Here is a 16,359-nt window from a genome sequence, read left to right on the forward strand (position 1 = left end):
ACATGAAACTCATAATAAACCTCTCACTGATTATTCTTCTGTTTTCCTGTTCCAAAAAGGAGGAAAATTCCTCAGGCAATATCCTGGATAGTCTGACTATCTCTGTAGATACCGTCATTGTTGATTCCAAAGGAAAGCTTCTTGAATTAAACAGGGGGCCAAGCTCTTCATCAGTTTCTGAAAATGGTAAATACCTGTATTTATTCAATTCAAGAACTCACCAGATCCAACAGATCAATTTGGATCAATTAGAATGGGAGAGAGACTTTGACTTTGAAGTGGAGGGACCCAACGGGATCAGTGATATGGTTTTAAAAACACAAACTTTGGATGATAGTACATTCGTTATCACCGCTTTCAATAAATTGGGCACTTTTTCAATAGAAGGCACTAAGCTTAAAAACTTTTCAATCTCATCTCTTCCTCTAGAAAGCGATCTGCAGGAGTTAGATTACAGTGTTATTCTTACTAAAGATCTAAAAAGTATCTTCTCACTTCCAGGAGTCAGATATCAAGGTCCCAGAACTTTTGCAAAAATTGATCTTCAAACTTACGAAATAGACAATTTCTCAATTAAAGAGATGAACTGGATTTTTGACTTAAAAATTGGGACTTCGGCACAATCTGTTTTTCAAGAATCCATGTATTTGGTGGAGGTAAATAATCAGATTTTGGCACTAAGTCCTTCTAGCAGCTCATTTTATCGCTATGATTTAAAAACTGATTCCCTGAACTATCACTCTTTTATCCATCAGCTTAGTCCTATAACCAATGAAACCAAGCTGAAAACCATTGTAGAATCAGATCAAGAATACCATGAAGAAATGAGAAATTTTTTCATGGGAATGTATTTTGGGCCGCTTAAATGGGATGAATCCAATAAGCTTTATTTCCGATTTGGAAGAAAGGCGAATAGTATAGATGACACATGGCAAATTTCCTCCAGCCAAGTTTTTATGTATGCCTATGATGAGAATTTCAATTTGATTGGCGAGGCGGAATTGCCTGAAGAAATAAAATTCCCCAGAGATTTCTTCTTCAAAGACGGCAAACTCTGGTCTTATATCAACATCGAAGACGAGCTCGGCTTTGCCATATTCACTTTTGATTTTTAAAAGAACTATGAGAATCGCCTATCTTTTAATTTTTATATGTGTTATTTTCTCATGTCAGAAAAAAGATGAATCCAAGGTTGAGTTGAATGAACCTACGATTGTCAGAAATCCTATAGATTCATTAAAGAAAGATCCTGAAAAAGAAGATTCAATCATTAGTATAGAGGAAGAGGAAGCTCAAGAAGAAATTCAGAAAGCAGAAGATCTAACCCCAACCAACTTTCTAGAAAATCTTTCCTTTAAAATTGACACTGTGCTCACTGATTCGAAAGGCACTCTAATTTACCTACCTCAAGGTTTAAATAATTCTGATGTATCCCCCAATAAAAAATTTCTTTATGCTTTAAATAAAAAATCAAACAACCTCTACCAGTTTGATTTAGAACGCCTAGAATTGGTGGAATCCTACCAATTTGAAAAAGAAGGGCCTAACAGTGTTCAACCTAGAATCTGGTATTTCCAATTACTGGATAATAATCAAATAGGATTTACAGACTACCACTCTTTTGGAATCTATAATTTCCAGACACAAAAATTGTCTTCCTATCAATTTTCAGAAAAAGATTTTTCCGATTTAATAGACACACCCACCGAGGCCAAATATGAAAGTCTCCAGTTTAGCGCAGATGGAAAAGAAATTTATTTTCTACACCAGAATATTGAGAGAGAGAAAGTGTATTTGGGAATATTTGATCCCAAAATAAATAAAGAAAAGCTGGTGGACTTAGTGGAATTTAAATTCTTGACCCGACTCCGATTTACCCATAGTGAAGGGATAGCCCATCACATCGCCGATTTTGCAAACCTTGGGGTGAAAGTGGAAAAAAATCGAGTACTGATTTATTCTAAAGGTACCAGTAAAGTTTATATATACGATCTTACCAGCGGCACCCTGACTTTCAAATCCCCCCAACACGAAATTGTACCCAATGATCAAATACCCCCTTTCTCCAATAAGGTTTCATCTAGTGAAGAGGTCCGTGAAGCAAGCAACTCCTTAGTGTTTCAAATTTCTTATAGGGACTTTTTATATGATGATCAACGGGAAATGTATTTCCGCTTTGCGTCAATCCTGGAAGATACCGATGATCTCAACGCAAAAAGTGAAAAAGAGGTATACCTTTTCGCATATGATAAAAAGCTCAATCTAATTGGAGAAACCAAGATAGATGAATTGGTAAAGGTGCCAAACTATCCCTTTTTCAAAGACGGAAAACTCTGGTCTTATGTCAACATCGAAGACGAGCTCGGCTTCGCCATATTCACTTTTAACTTTTAAATCCATGAAAAAACTATTTTCCATTACCCTTCTTATCCTTTTTGCTTCCTGTGGAGCCAAAGAATCTGAAAATGAGGAACCCGCAAACCTCCTCGAAAATCTCACTTATTCGGTTGACACGGTGGTAATGGACCCAGGCGAGGATATTTTCAACCTATCGATGGGAATTCGTTCTCTAGACCTCTCACCAGATAACAAATTCCTGTATTATTTTGAAAATATGCCTCCCAAACTCCTAAAGGTTGACTTGGACAAAAGGTCCTTAGTGAGTAAAACAGAATTTGAATCCGAGGGACCCAATGGAGTGGGAGTTTTTGTAGGAACTATTCAAGTAGGCCCTGAAGAAAAACTTGTTTTATTAGGTAATAATGCTTCCTATGGGGTTTTTGACATGAATGGGACCAAAATCAAAGACCTTAAAACAAAGCCGGAAGGCCTTGATCCCAATTTGGCAGAGAATTTCTTCAACCTTTATGGAAATAGCATTTACGATTGGGAAAACGATAAGATCTTTTCCTGGCCTGTTGAAAGAGAAATGGAATCGGCAGGACAGAAAGAGGGACTGGTGTCTATTGATCTGAAATCTAAATCAGCCAAAATAATCGAAGTTCCAGAAATGGAGATTGTAAAAAAGTACAGTATTTTATTCGAAGAAAATGGCGCATCTCAAGGTTCTCCTCAGGAAGTTTATTTGACTCAACACGAGGGTAAAATCTTGATTTCATGTTCTGCCATGGGTGATTTTTATGTATATGATCCCAAAACCGATGAAACCAAGTTTATTCAAATTGATCATCAGTTGGTTCCCAACAGACTAACAGGTGAAATAAACAATAGGCCTGCCTCACAAGAAAGCTTTAACGAGGAAATGGCGAAAGTAAATTCACAGATCTATTTTCAAAACCTGAAATGGGATCCTTCTCGAGAAATGTACTTAAGGTTTGCCCGAAAAGTGTTTATGCCAAAAACACCTGAAGAGGAATTTACATTTGAATATTTCCTTTTAGCCTATGATCCAGAATTCAATCTGCTAGGTGAGACCAAGTTAGATTTGGAAGAAAGGATCGACTACCATGTATTCTTTAAAGACGATAAACTTTATTCCTATGTCAATGTAAATGACGACTTAGGTTTCGCTGTGATCTCTTTTGATTTTTAATAATCATGAAGCAGCTTTTAGCGATTTCACTTTTAACTAATAAATCCATGAAAAAACTATTTTCCTTTGCACTTCTTGCCCTATTTGCTTCCTGTGGAGCCAAAGAATCAGAAAATGAGGAACCCGTAAACCTCCTCGAAAATCTCACTTTTTCGGTTGACACTCTGGTGGTAGATGCGGGTGATGATTTTTTTAATCTGAATTTCGGACTCGGCACAAACGGATTAAATCAGGATAAAAGTGAATTGCTGTTTTTTGAAAACAGCCCTCCAAAGTTGGTAAGGGTAGATTTAGATCAAATGAAGTTGATTGACAAAACTGATTTTGAAGCTGAAGGCCCAAATGGAATCGGTCCCTACCTCACAGGGTTTTCGGTGGGCCCGGAAGACCAATTGTATATACAAAGCTTTACCACCATGGCAATTTTTGATTTGCAGGGGAAATTAGAGAAAGACTTAAAAGTAGTTCCAGAGGGAATAGATCCAGATTTAGCGGGAGACTACATCTCACTTTTTGGAAGGCCTGAATATGACTTTGATACACAAAAGATTTACACGCAGCCGTCATTTGAAAAAGCAGGGGAATATGGTCTTTTCGTCATTGACCCACAAACTAACAGTGCGGAAGTTTATCCAATCCCCAAGATGAAAATTGTGGATGATCTTAGTGGCACATTCGAAACCAAATCAGGAGAATATACAACCTTCTTTTATTTTGGAACATCCAGGTACACTACTTCTTTGCCTGGTAAGCTGATCATATCCTGTTCTCCTATGAGTGGAGCTTATGTTTTTGATAAAAAAACCAATCAAATGGAATTTAAGGATATCCAGCATCAAACTGTTCCCAATGAGATGCAAGTTGACTTGGTAAAATCCCACAGATGAGGCAACAGTTAAGGAAAACCGCCGAAAAATAGGTGAGGAACTCAACTTTCAGACCTTTTTATGGGACGAAAGCAGGGAAATGTATTGGAGATTTGGGAAGAAGACTTTTGAAGGCAAGGAAAAAGGAGATCCAAGGACCTTTGAAATTTACCTTTTTGCTTATGATGAAGATTTCCATGTCCTAGGAGAAACCAAGCTGGATGAGTTAAAAACAATGCCTAGTACCTATTTCTTCAAAGACGGCAAACTCTGGTCCTACGTCAACGTCGAAGACGAACTCGGCTTCGCAGTATTCACTTTTAATTTTTAACACATGAAAAAATTACTTCCATTTATTCTGCTCAGCATTTGCTTGGCATGTAACAGACCAACTGAAGAATCCAGTCAGGAAGAATTTAAATTTTCTTACAGCAGTGACACAGTGATGGTGGACGCAGGAGATGACTTCATTTATCTCAGAAGAGCATTGGGAATCGCAGATTTAAGCAAGGACGAAAAACAGCTGTATAATTTCAATTTCGATGCTACAGAAATGGAAGTAATCGATTTGGAACAAATGAAACTGGTGGATCGGATAAAAATGGAAAAAGAAGGACCTCTTGGCACTGGTTTTCCTCGATACTTGAGTATCAGTGATGATGGAAAATTTTTCTTTGTAGGCTTCACAGATATTCGTGAGTTCGATCCCTCTTTGCAAAATCAGGTCCTCTATCAATTCCGAAGTGACAAGCCTATTGGCCTAGAGGAGGGAGAGACGCTAGGTCAGGAATTCCAAATTTCCCAAAATGGCCAATACATTCTGGTTCCATACGGACCTGAAAACATGGATGAGCCCAAAACCGGAATAGCGATCCTTACGCTCAATGATATGAAAGTCAAAAAAATCCCAATGGATCTGTGGCAAAGGACGCAAGACTATTTGGTAACCCTATACATAGATGGAAAATTGCAATCCAGATCATTTGAACAAGTCGATATATTACCAAGGAAAGAACAGGTTTTGATCTCCTCTCACAATTTTAACGAAGTATATGTGCTGGATTTAAAGACAGATTCTATCACTCACAAAACTTACCATTCCCAGATAACCGCTGATACAAAAAAGCTTCCCACCAAAACTACTCTAGATGCTCCGGAACAAATGCGGGATTCCTTTACACAAATGAATGAAGATGTGGAATTTGGTGGATTTTATTTCGATGAAGTCAACGAGAAATTCTTTAGATTTTCCAGAGAGCTAGATCGGAAAATCGGTGATTCAACTGTCTTTAAGGAAGTAGTCACCATTTTTGATAAAGACCTAAACCAAGTACATGAAGAAATCTTCCCCATCAATTATTATGGTTTGAAATTTTTTAAAGAAGGAAAACTCTATTCTTATGTCAACATCGATGACGAGCTGGGATTCGCAGTATTCACTTTTGATTTTTAAATAAAATGAAAAAACTATCCTATTTCTTGTTTCTAGCGCTGTTTTCATGCGGAGGTAATGAAAATTCTGAGTCTTCCAATTCTAATATTCTGGAAGATCTAACCTTCTCCGTGGATACAGTAGTGATAGATCCAGGGGAGGAATTACTCGTTATTTCCAGCGGATATCAACTGAAAAGCTCCAGCAGTTTTTCAGAGGATAATCGCTTTCTATACATTTTCAATCACCAAGATCACGTTATTGCCAAAGTGGATCTAAATGAGCTAAAATTGCGTGACTTTTTCAGCTTCGAAAAGGAAGGTCCCAATGGAACTGGTCCTTATGTTCAAAACCAACAAGTATTACCTGAAGAGCAGTTTTTAATAACAGGGTACCAATCTGCAGGTGTTTTTGGGCGGACAGGCACCAAGGTTCAGAATTTTAATTTGAACACAGAAGAATTCAGCGGTTTGGATGAAAACACACCCTTTGGGAATCAGTTGATTCTGGCTTCTGGTGCAAATTGGCTATTTTCCCTGTCTGGCTTATTCAACCAAGGGGGCAAAGACTTGGTCAAGCTCAGCCCTTCAGAAAAGACCGGAAAGCTGATTGACTTATCGGGATTGGATATTGCCGACAACTATTTCGTAGCATTGCATAGCGATCAGGGAAGTATGTTTTCGGCTCCCCAATTCAACCTTCAAGAAATCAACGGTAAACTCTACATCACTACGGAAGTCACCTCATCCTTGTATCAATATGATTACCAAAATGATTCGCTTCACCTAGTCACTTTTGACCATCAGATTGTCCCACCTGCCAAGACTGGAAAATTGAAAAAGGAAGTCACCAGCAGGGACGAGTTTAATGATGAAATGCTAAAGTCTTCCTCCCAAGTTAGTTTTGAGAAATTGCTATGGGATGAGAAAACGAATCGTTTTTTTCGATTGGGTAGAAAAGTGCTTCGAGATGACCCCAGCGATGCCAACTCATATAGTTTCGAATATTACCTATTTGTCTACGATAAGGAATTAAATCTTCTGGGTGAAAAGTATTTGGATGGAGTCACTGACCAACTTGCTTTCTATTTTCTTAAAGAGGGCAAACTCTGGTCCTACGTCAATGTCGAAGACGAGCTCGGATTCGCAGTATTTACTTTTGATTTTTAAAATCATCTTGCTTTAGTTTTAAAACTATTATCTTTTTCATTCCATATTCTTAAAATGAAAAAACTATTACCACTCCTATCACTCATCTGCCTAGCCTCTTGCGGGGGAAAAGACGGTTCTGAAAAAACAGAGTCAGACAATCTTTTAGAGAATTTGACTTATTCCGTAGATACCTTAGTCTTAGACCCAGGAAAAGAGCTCATAAACCTTAGATATGGATTGAGATGGTTTGATCTATCTTCAGATAAGCAATCACTGTTTCTTTATGACCCAGATCGAAATCTTTTCCAAGAAATAGATTTGGAGAATATGACTCTGAAAGAAAATTATCAATATGAAAAGGACGGCCCAAATGGTACTGGACGAGTCAACTCATTTCAACTTCTATCTGATAAAACGATTTTTATTCCTTCTTATCAGAATCCAGGAATTTTCAATTTACAAGGAGAGCAGACTCGTTCATTCAACCTAAAACCAAACGATTTGGAAGGAGCAGGGTCAATGAGCGGATTTGCTATTCTTAATCAGATGCTATGGAGCCCAAAATCAGAGAAACATTACTCCCTTCCTGGTGATATTACCACTGGCAAATTTGAATTTGCAATCACAAACCCTAAATCCCAATCTGTTCAGGTTCTGAATTTAGTTGAAATGGAAAAATCTCGAAATTTCCGAGTAACTCAGATTGAAGGAGATGGAGGAGCTGCATTTACGGAAGTTTACAACCTTACATCCTTCAAAGATGATTTCATTATTACTTGTTCTATTGGAAGTGGGGTTTACTTCTACGACACGAGCATTGACAGTCTTTTATACTTAAACTTTTCTCACAAATTAATTCCTACTGAAAAATCAGGTGAGATTAAAAATGACGTGAGCTCATCCAATGAATGGTGGCAAGAATATAAAAAAGTAGTTTCCCAGATCAGTTATTGGGGACTGCATTGGGATGAATCTACATCAAGATTTTATCGTTTGGCAAGTAGGTCCATTTTAGGAGAAACTAGAAAAGATCCAGCTTCCTATGAAGTATTTCTTTTGGTCTATGATAAGGAACTAAACCTATTAGGAGAAAGCCAGATAAAAGGGTATGATCAATTTCCACAGAGTTATTTCTTCAAAGACGGCAAACTCTGGTCCTACGTCAACGTCGATGACGAGCTCGGCTTTGCAGTATTCACTTTTGATTTTTAAATAAAATGAAAAAAATCCTCCCATTTCTAAGCCTTATACTTTGCGCAGCCTGCGGTGAAAAAGGCAGTTCTGAAGATGCAAACACAGATAATATCCTAGAGAATCTAACTTTTACAGTGGACACGGTAGTCGTAGATCCAGGGGAGGAAATCATTGATTTATCGAATCATCTTAGATTGGCAGATATCAGTAAGGATCGAAAAAATCTCTTTTTGTTTACAGAAAGTGACAACAAACTTTCGGTCATCAACCTGGATCAACTGAATCTGGAAAAAAAGATACCCTATGAAAAGGAAGGTCCAAATGGAGTAGGAAGTTTTCTGTGGAATTTGGATCTCATTACGGAGGACAAATTCTATTTGATGACATTCAATACTGCTGCGATTTTCGATTTTGAAGGCATTAAACAGGAGACAATTAATCTCGAAGAAGAGGACATCCAAGGAATCAAAGATAAAACACTTCAAAATAACCGACTAAAGGTAACTGAAGATCTAAAATGGTACTATACAGTGCCAGGTTCGGATTTCGATCAAGGAGACCAGTCAGCTGAACTGGCCATTATCAACAGAGAAAACAAAGAAGGGAAACTGTTCCCTTTACCAGCCTTGGACAAAACACAAGAATATAAAGTTATTCTTACTGATGGGCCAATGATGCAAGTCTATGTGGAGGAATATTTTCTATCCGAGTTCTTCGGTAAGTTCTTTGTCACCTCCTCAGCGACAAGTGATATCTATACGATTGATCCAAAAAATGACTCATTAGTACTCCATTCTTTTGATTTAAAACATACTCCAAAGGAGAAAACTGAGCCCCCAAAAATGACAGAATTCACGGAAAGAGAAGCCTGGAGGGAAGAAATCAATAAAATTCATACACAAATCACCTTTGGAGGATTGCTTTGGGATGAAAGCAGAAAGAATTTTTTCCGCTTTGCCAATATTCTCATCCCAAGTCTATCTGAAGATATTCCTTCCAAAAGGCAAGTTTTCCTATTAACCTTTGATGAAAATCTAAACCTTATCGGAGAAACAGAACTAGAGGACTTAGACGAGTTCCCCGAATTTCCATTTTTCAAAAACGGCAAGCTCTACTCTTTCGTCAATGTCGAAGACGAACTGGGCTTCGCAGTATTCACTTTTGATTTTTAAAATCATGAGAAGAATATTATTTCCAATCATCGCACTTTTTATCCTTGCCTCATGTGACGGTGAAAAAGAAATAATAATGAAAGAGGACCAGCCTTTCACTTTTTCTGTTGAAATCGACACAGTTACAATTGATTTCAAGGACAGGTTTTACTTTATGGAGATCTATTTGGCTACCGCTACTGTATCTCCTGACAAGAAATTTTTATACAACTTAAATATATCTGCCCCAAACCTGGAAATTATTGACTTGGATAAGCTAGAGTTGATCGAAATAGAACCAATGGAAAAAGAAGGTCCAAAAGGCATTGGTCCAGTAGTTTTTGGGATTAGTATTACCCAGCAGAATGAGTTGGTGGTAGAAGGGTGGAATGAGTATAGAGTTTTTGACTCTCTGAGGACCGAAATGAAAACTATCAAAATAGGCCCCAATCATCTCAAGGGAGATGAGATGGAAGAAGGAGAGCGTTTCGAGTATTACCCCGTCGTTAGTGATGATGGATCTCATCTTTATGCAATCTACAAGGAAGATGCTGGTATGAAGTTGGGCGAAACCAAAGGTCTGGCATTGGTTGATTTAGTTAATTCTAGAATCCGAAAAATCCCTATTCCTGAACTCAATAGCCTCAAACAGTTTATTATACAAAACCAATATGGTTTTGAAAAAGGAGAATCATCCTATATCGCAAAATCAAAAAACAATCTAATTGTATCCACAAGCGCTTTTAATGAAGCATTTGTCTTTGACATGATAAATGACACTCTAATTCATAAGGTGTTTCATTCCCAACTCACATCAGAAGCAAAAAAAGGAAATTCCACTAATGAATCTAGCAGTGAAGAAGACCGTAATGCCACTTTCAAGGAGCGCTCCAAAGAGGTGAAATTTGGCAAATTTCTCTATGATGAGCAGAATGAAAAATTTTGGAGATTCAGTTATGACCAGGATCGAATGATTGGAGATTCTATTGTACTCAAAACAGTGCTGACAATTTTTGACTCTGATCTCAATCAATTGCATGAGGAAAAAGTAGGATATGATTACTCCTATTATCAATCCTTTTTCAAGGATGGTATGCTGTATTCCTATATCAACCTAAATGATGAGATGGCTTTTGTAAGAGTGAAACCACACTATCAGGAATTTTAATCTATATCAAATTATGAAAAAACTAATTCCCTTTTTTATTCTTATTCTCTTTGCTGCCTGCAGCGAAAAAGGCAATTCAGAAAATGCTGAATCTTTAAACCTCCTCGAAAACCTGACTTTCTCTGTGGATACCCTGGTGGTAGATGTGGGCGAGGAGATTTTTAATCCCGGAGCTTATTATGTAAATGATCTAAGCTCTGATCAAACCAAGGGGTATTTTCTCTATATGCAAAATGAAATCCATGAAATTGATCTAGAGAATATGAAGCTTCTGAATCGCTATGTATTTCAACAAGATGGACCCGATGCAATTCCAAAATATCCAAATACCTTTCAAATATTACCGGACAACGAAGTTTTTTTGGGAGGCTATGCTCAAACTGGAGTTTTTAAAATCTCGGGAGAAAATGTAGCTAACTACAAAGTCAGACCTGAAAATTTGGATGGTATCCCGAATGATGCGGGCTATTCCATGACCAATTCACTTCATATCAGTCCAGATAAATCCAAAATGGTTTCCCTTCCCAATATTTTTGGAGAATCTATTGAAGGGCTTGCCGTAATTAACCCTGAGGACATGAGCGCAAAGATTCTGGATCTACCTGCCCTGGAACTGACTAGTAAATACCAACTTGTATTTAGAGAAGGAAATGGAGCTACTGCCATTGGGGACTTTGACAGAATCAAATTCCTGAATAATCAATTTATTATCTACAGCGGAGCCACATCCGATATTTACAGATATGATTGGAAAACGGACTCTCTCCAGCTAATTAATTTTCCTCATCAGCTAGTTCCTGCCTCAAAAACCGGAGATATTTCCGCTAATATTGATTCTAGAGAGGCCTTATTTGCCCAAAGAAAAACCCTCAAAAAGCTAATTACTTTCGGTGAGTTTTTTTGGGACAAAGAAAAAGAAATGTATTTCAGGTTTGCGGATATGAACGCTCGATACAATGATGAAGGAAGGGAAATAGGATCGGATGTATATCTATTTTCTTATGATAAAGATTGGAAGCTGACCGGAGAAAAGCTTATCAAAGAATTAGACAATCAACCTTATTCGGCATTTATGAGGGATGGCAAATATTACCTCAAATCAGTTCAAGGTGAAAACCCAGCCTTTGTTGTTTACTCTTTTGATTTTTAAACAATTATGAAAAATTCCAGATACCTTTTGCCTCTTTTTCTAGCAGTAATGGCCAGTTGCAGCAGCAAAGAAAATTCAGAAAATCCTGCCAGTAAATCTGTTGAAATATCTTATGAACTGGATACAGTCATGATTGATGCAGGAGAGGAGTTTATCCATGTCAACTGGCAGATGATGTCCTCGGACCTTTCAAAGGATGGAAAGTATTTGTACAATTTTAAAACAGGTGCAGAAAAACCCGGTGTTGAAATCATCAATCTGGAAGAATTAAAGCTGAAACAGGTAATTCCTATGAGTTTGGATGGTCCTAATAATATCAGGCATCCTTATATCTCTTCTGTAGATGTGCTGGATGACGATACTTTTTACCTTTCTGATAGTTATTTTCTTTATCGATTTGATCAGGAAGGAACTAAGTTATCCACATTAAATCTTGCAGATCACAATTTTGAAGGAGAAAAACTTCCTGATGACTTACGAATTGACTTAAACCAAACACTTTCTGAGGATGGAAATTCACTAATAACATTTTATGCAGATAAATTCTTAGAAAAAGCACCAATGGGTATCGCAGTGTTTGATTTTCAAAAAGAATCATTCTATTACAAACCCGTCGATGTTCTTAAAAGTCTCGAAAAATACCGGGTAAATTTTTACTTTAATGATAATCCGGCAGGAGCCATGTTTTCTTCCTTTTATTTACTGTCTAAAAATGATACCCTTATCTTTTCAAATGGAGGCGTCAACCAACTTTACTTTTACAATTTAAAAACTGATTCGATCAGCCATAAAACCTATTCCAGCGAATTCACTAGCTATGAAATCACTTCCAGCTATCCTAGCCGAATGGATGATGAAGTAGCATATAGAGAGCTGACCAAGGAAACACAAAAGGAAGTGAATTATGGAAGACTTTATTATGACAAAGTGCATCAGGTGTATTGGAGGTTCACCAAGGAATTTAATAAAATGAAGGGAGAAACACCTTTATTTAAAACCGTCCTGACAGTCTTCGACCCCCAATTTGACCAATTGGGAGAAATTTTGCTTCAAGAAGATTTTGTACTTCCTTACAAAGTATTCGTCAAAAACGGAGCGATCTGGACCTTTTTGAATATCGAGGATGAAGTTGCTTTCGTAAGACTCAAACCAACTATTAACTATGAATAAATACTTAACATTTCTACTAGGAGCTTTATTAATCGGCTGCTCTTCTAAAGAGACCAACAATGAGCTAAATCAGATTAATATAGAATTCTCTTACAGCATCGATACAGTCATGGTAGATGCTAAGGATCACTTTTTTTTCCTAAACTGGGGTCTGGGAATTTCAGATTTAACCCAAGGCAAAAAGCTGCTCTATAACCTTAATCCTGAATCTCTTTTGCTGGAGGTGGTAGACCTAGATGCTTTGGCACTGGCAGAAACTATCCAGTTGGAAAAAGAGGGTCCAAATGGAATCGGGGCTGGCTACATTTCCAAACTTCAAGTACTCGGAAATGGGAATCTGATACTCTTTGACTTCAATAAAATTGTGGAAATAAGTCCTAAAGGCGAATTGGTGAAAAAATATAAATTCGATAAAAATACCTTGAGCGGATATGAATTTGGGGAAACAGATGTGGTTAGTTACTTGGGGACATTTTCACCGGATGGAAAAACTTATGTAGGGCAATTGGAAGATGAAGATTTCAGAAAACCCGCCAAAGGACTTGCTATAATTGACTTGGAAAAGATGGAATTGAATTTCGTCCCAACAGATGCGATTTCGAAGCTAGATGAATTCCGAATCATGCTGGAAATGAACGGAAATGCCATGATGTCTACAGGAGAAGATTCATATACGAAGTTTATCAATGGAGAGCTAATTCTCAGTAATTCTGCTATGAATGAAGTCTATATTTATGATTTTGAGATGGATAGTTTACTTCATAAAACCTTTGAAGCCAGTCTCACCGGAAATGAAAGGATCAAAAACTTCCCAACTCAGGTAGATACTCAAGAAGCGCTTTTTGCATCCTCCAATGAAAAAAACAAGCAGGTCAAATTTGGTCCAATGATCTTACAAAAGGAAAAAAACCTTATTTGGAGAATAAGTACAGATTTGGATCGTATGATTGCAGATTCTGTGGTGACAAAGGATGTGGTCACTTTTTTCGATACGGACTATACCATGTTGAAAGAACAACCTTTAGAAAACTACATCACATCGTCTACTCGGTTTTTCAAAGATGGAATGTTGTATAGCTTTATGAATTTAGATGATGAACTGGCTTTTGTAAGACTCAAACCAAGCATCGAAAAATGAGACGACTTCTTCCTTTTCTTTTCCTATCCCTGATTTTCAGTTGCTCGACTAAAAAGGAAAAGGTGGAAGTAGTGCCTCAAAATTCTGTTGGCTTTCAATTTGATTATTCTTTAGATACCGTCATCATGGATTCTGGTGACTCCATGCCCTATCTGGACATGAATCTGGTGTCTTCGGACTACGATGCCGCAGAAGGATTATTTTATAATTTGGACCCTGGAACAGCCCGGGTGGACGTCTATGACATTGCTGAACAAAAGCTGATAAAACATATCCAGTTTGATGTGCATGGTCCAAACGGGATCAGAAAGTATTTTCCTACAGGTATCAAAAAAATCAGAAATGGAGACTTTATCATCAGGGACTACTTTGAGATACTTAGAATGGGAGAAGACACCCAATTAAAAGACTCCTATCGCCTCCAAAGTCACAAACTAGAGGGAGATGATCTTGGGGAAAGCCAGGAAGTAAACGGCATGGGAGAGATTGCTGAAGATGGATCTTATTTCGCCAGTTATTATGGCTACTATCCTTCGAATGGCCGGATTGTCGGTCTGGCAAAAGTGGATTTAACTACGAAATCCCTACAACTGATACCTGTGAATTTCAGAGATCAATCTGAAAAATTTTTAATCCGATGGGAATATAGGGAAGGGAAAAGCACGGTGGTTCCAGAATACAAATTCATAACCTTAGACGGCCGCAACTTCATTGCTACCAACTCCTACAAAAACGAGCTCTGGTACTATTATGCAGCTAATGATTCTGTGGTTCATAGAGTTTACAAAAGTAGTCTCATATCCAATATTAAGCGGGGCTACTTCCGGAAACAAGTGGGTTCTATGCAAGAATTTAATCTGGCCAAAAAAAGAAAATTCCAGGAAGTAGTCTTTGGTCCGATTATCAAAGATCCTAAAAATAAGCGCTTCTATCGCTATAGCAGAGAAGTTCAAGCAGAACCTGAAGAAGGTGGAAGATATTTCAGGTTTGTATTGTCGATTTTTGATGAAAACCTCAACTTGATTCACGAGGAAAAACTGGATTTATCTGCATTTATCCCTGGAGAGTATTTTGTCAATAAGACCTTCGTCCATGAAGGAATGTTGTACACATTTTTGAAATTAGAAAATCAAATTGCGTTTGTCCGCCTCCAACCAAGGTTCGAAAATGAATAGAATTTTATTGTTCTTCGTTTTAATAGCTATAGTTGCTTGCGAGGAAAATGTTAGAAAAGCAGAAAATCCAATCACTTTAGAATTCGAATTTTCTTATGATACGGTAACCATTAATTCAGGAGAACATTTATTCAACCTAGGTCATGGTATACCAAAAGTTAAGCTTTCCCAAGATGAACAATACCTATATTTTTTTGATGATTATAACCTTGCCTTAGACAAAATAGATCTGGAAAAAAAAGAATTTGTACTCACTATTCCATTTGAAAAAGAAGGTCCAAAAGGGATAGGTGCCACATTTGATTACATCCCTGAAGAAAATGGAAATATCCAGCTATTAACACCTAAAAGGTTATTTTCTATTGACGAAAAAGGAGTTTTAAATAGTAATTTCCCATCCTACCATTCAATTTTCGAAATGGGTTTTGAAAGCCGATTTTTTGAAGGAGCAAGAATATCTCCTGACAGCCAATTTCTTTTTGGTCTTACAACTTCAACAAATGGTAACCAATCCCTTGCTTGGGTAAATCTAAAAGACACTGTTTTCCATGTATCTCCTTTGGATAGCATGGCATATAGAAAATCTCTTGAAATTGATCTGGGGAGATTAACAATAAGCGGGATGCAAGAAGCAGAATATTTCGATCATCATATTTTAGTTTATCATGATGATGGAATTGACTTTTATGCCCTTGATCTAAATTCAAAGAGTTTGGAATTTCATGATTTCGAACCAACCAAAGTTCCGAAAAGAAAGGATGGAAAATATCCAAAATCAGGTTCTACTGCGGATCTAACAAAGATTTTAGAAATGGAAGGACTTGAAATTAATTATTCCCGAATAGTTTATGACTCATCCTATAAACGATACTATCGAATAGCAAGTAAGAAAAGAGAGAACCAAGTCCGAGCTGGAATACCCAATCAATTCTTGCTTGTTTTTTCTGATGATTTTAAACTAATCCATGAAGAAGATCTCTCAAATTTACCTTTCAGTATTACCACCTATTTTGTCCGAGAAGGAAAGTTTTGGGTTTTTAATAAAGAAACAGAAGAACTTGAGTTTTTTGTCTTTGACTTTAACTTCAATTAGATAAATAATGGATAGGGATTAATCCAAATTCTGCATTGAACTGCGGACATCTGCGGGAATTTGCCAAAAGAGATTTTTATCTGGGATTGAAAAAACACCCACCACCTTAAATTTGGAC

Annotated in this window: 15 protein-coding genes; all 15 read left to right on the forward strand. The window is 37.3% G+C overall.

Annotated elements, in window-relative coordinates:
* The first annotated feature begins 2 nt into the window (after window positions 1-2).
* Genes ALPR1_RS00760 through ALPR1_RS00830 form a run of 15 tightly spaced genes read left to right on the forward strand, consistent with a single transcriptional unit; the run spans window position 3 to window position 16,241 of the window.
* The gene (locus tag ALPR1_RS00760) at window positions 3-1,115 is read left to right on the forward strand and encodes a DUF4221 domain-containing protein (protein WP_008197721.1); all 1,113 of its coding nucleotides are present in this window, start codon (window positions 3-5) and stop codon (window positions 1,113-1,115) included.
* A gap of 7 nt (window positions 1,116-1,122) precedes the next feature.
* Window positions 1,123-2,394, forward strand: a complete 1,272-nt coding sequence (locus tag ALPR1_RS00765) for a DUF4221 family protein (protein ID WP_008197722.1) — start codon at window positions 1,123-1,125, stop codon at window positions 2,392-2,394.
* 4 nt (window positions 2,395-2,398) lie between these two features.
* A complete protein-coding gene (locus ALPR1_RS00770; protein ID WP_008197723.1) occupies window positions 2,399-3,553 on the forward strand; it encodes a DUF4221 domain-containing protein in 1,155 nt (384 codons plus the stop codon).
* 47 nt (window positions 3,554-3,600) lie between these two features.
* A complete protein-coding gene (locus ALPR1_RS00775) occupies window positions 3,601-4,440 on the forward strand; it encodes a DUF4221 family protein (protein ID WP_161599212.1) in 840 nt (279 codons plus the stop codon).
* Between the two features lie 28 nt (window positions 4,441-4,468).
* Entirely contained in the window at window positions 4,469-4,750 is a 282-nt protein-coding gene (locus tag ALPR1_RS00780) for a DUF4221 family protein (protein ID WP_083796105.1), read from the forward strand.
* Window positions 4,751-4,753: 3 nt separating this feature from the next.
* Complete coding sequence (locus ALPR1_RS00785; protein WP_008197727.1) at window positions 4,754-5,872, forward strand: DUF4221 domain-containing protein; 1,119 nt, start codon at window positions 4,754-4,756, stop codon at window positions 5,870-5,872.
* A 5-nt stretch (window positions 5,873-5,877) separates the two neighbouring features.
* Window positions 5,878-7,020: a DUF4221 domain-containing protein gene (locus tag ALPR1_RS00790; RefSeq protein WP_008197729.1), complete on the forward strand. Its 1,143-nt coding sequence runs from the start codon at window positions 5,878-5,880 to the stop codon at window positions 7,018-7,020.
* A gap of 54 nt (window positions 7,021-7,074) precedes the next feature.
* Window positions 7,075-8,214 carry a DUF4221 domain-containing protein gene (locus ALPR1_RS00795; RefSeq protein ID WP_008197730.1) on the forward strand — a complete coding sequence of 380 codons (1,140 nt, stop codon included), beginning with the start codon at window positions 7,075-7,077 and terminating at the stop codon, window positions 8,212-8,214.
* 5 nt (window positions 8,215-8,219) lie between these two features.
* Window positions 8,220-9,368: a DUF4221 family protein gene (locus ALPR1_RS00800; protein ID WP_008197731.1), complete on the forward strand. Its 1,149-nt coding sequence runs from the start codon at window positions 8,220-8,222 to the stop codon at window positions 9,366-9,368.
* A 4-nt stretch (window positions 9,369-9,372) separates the two neighbouring features.
* Complete coding sequence (locus tag ALPR1_RS00805; protein ID WP_008197732.1) at window positions 9,373-10,515, forward strand: DUF4221 domain-containing protein; 1,143 nt, start codon at window positions 9,373-9,375, stop codon at window positions 10,513-10,515.
* A gap of 13 nt (window positions 10,516-10,528) precedes the next feature.
* On the forward strand, window positions 10,529-11,665 hold the full coding sequence (locus ALPR1_RS00810; RefSeq protein WP_008197733.1) for a DUF4221 domain-containing protein: 1,137 nt from the start codon (window positions 10,529-10,531) through the stop codon (window positions 11,663-11,665).
* Window positions 11,666-11,671: 6 nt separating this feature from the next.
* Complete coding sequence (locus ALPR1_RS00815) at window positions 11,672-12,835, forward strand: DUF4221 domain-containing protein (protein WP_008197734.1); 1,164 nt, start codon at window positions 11,672-11,674, stop codon at window positions 12,833-12,835.
* Window positions 12,828-13,973: a DUF4221 domain-containing protein gene (locus tag ALPR1_RS00820; RefSeq protein WP_008197735.1), complete on the forward strand. Its 1,146-nt coding sequence runs from the start codon at window positions 12,828-12,830 to the stop codon at window positions 13,971-13,973. Before ALPR1_RS00815 ends, ALPR1_RS00820 begins: the two co-directional genes overlap by 8 nt.
* Window positions 13,970-15,148 carry a DUF4221 domain-containing protein gene (locus ALPR1_RS00825; protein ID WP_008197736.1) on the forward strand — a complete coding sequence of 393 codons (1,179 nt, stop codon included), beginning with the start codon at window positions 13,970-13,972 and terminating at the stop codon, window positions 15,146-15,148. The genes ALPR1_RS00820 and ALPR1_RS00825 overlap by 4 nt, the downstream gene beginning before the upstream one ends.
* On the forward strand, window positions 15,141-16,241 hold the full coding sequence (locus tag ALPR1_RS00830; RefSeq protein ID WP_008197738.1) for a DUF4221 family protein: 1,101 nt from the start codon (window positions 15,141-15,143) through the stop codon (window positions 16,239-16,241). The genes ALPR1_RS00825 and ALPR1_RS00830 overlap by 8 nt, the downstream gene beginning before the upstream one ends.
* The last annotated feature ends 118 nt before the right edge of the window (window positions 16,242-16,359 follow it).

Source organism: Algoriphagus machipongonensis (genome assembly GCF_000166275.1).
GTDB lineage: Bacteria > Bacteroidota > Bacteroidia > Cytophagales > Cyclobacteriaceae > Algoriphagus > Algoriphagus machipongonensis.

Coding starts and splice junctions, on each gene's coding strand:
- ALPR1_RS00760 (WP_008197721.1), top strand. CDS start 3: ATGAAACTCATAATAAACCTCTCACTGATTATTCTTCTGTTTTCCTGT.
- ALPR1_RS00765 (WP_008197722.1), top strand. CDS start 1,123: ATGAGAATCGCCTATCTTTTAATTTTTATATGTGTTATTTTCTCATGT.
- ALPR1_RS00770 (WP_008197723.1), top strand. CDS start 2,399: ATGAAAAAACTATTTTCCATTACCCTTCTTATCCTTTTTGCTTCCTGT.
- ALPR1_RS00775 (WP_161599212.1), top strand. CDS start 3,601: ATGAAAAAACTATTTTCCTTTGCACTTCTTGCCCTATTTGCTTCCTGT.
- ALPR1_RS00785 (WP_008197727.1), top strand. CDS start 4,754: ATGAAAAAATTACTTCCATTTATTCTGCTCAGCATTTGCTTGGCATGT.
- ALPR1_RS00790 (WP_008197729.1), top strand. CDS start 5,878: ATGAAAAAACTATCCTATTTCTTGTTTCTAGCGCTGTTTTCATGCGGA.
- ALPR1_RS00795 (WP_008197730.1), top strand. CDS start 7,075: ATGAAAAAACTATTACCACTCCTATCACTCATCTGCCTAGCCTCTTGC.
- ALPR1_RS00800 (WP_008197731.1), top strand. CDS start 8,220: ATGAAAAAAATCCTCCCATTTCTAAGCCTTATACTTTGCGCAGCCTGC.
- ALPR1_RS00805 (WP_008197732.1), top strand. CDS start 9,373: ATGAGAAGAATATTATTTCCAATCATCGCACTTTTTATCCTTGCCTCA.
- ALPR1_RS00810 (WP_008197733.1), top strand. CDS start 10,529: ATGAAAAAACTAATTCCCTTTTTTATTCTTATTCTCTTTGCTGCCTGC.
- ALPR1_RS00815 (WP_008197734.1), top strand. CDS start 11,672: ATGAAAAATTCCAGATACCTTTTGCCTCTTTTTCTAGCAGTAATGGCC.
- ALPR1_RS00820 (WP_008197735.1), top strand. CDS start 12,828: ATGAATAAATACTTAACATTTCTACTAGGAGCTTTATTAATCGGCTGC.
- ALPR1_RS00825 (WP_008197736.1), top strand. CDS start 13,970: ATGAGACGACTTCTTCCTTTTCTTTTCCTATCCCTGATTTTCAGTTGC.
- ALPR1_RS00830 (WP_008197738.1), top strand. CDS start 15,141: ATGAATAGAATTTTATTGTTCTTCGTTTTAATAGCTATAGTTGCTTGC.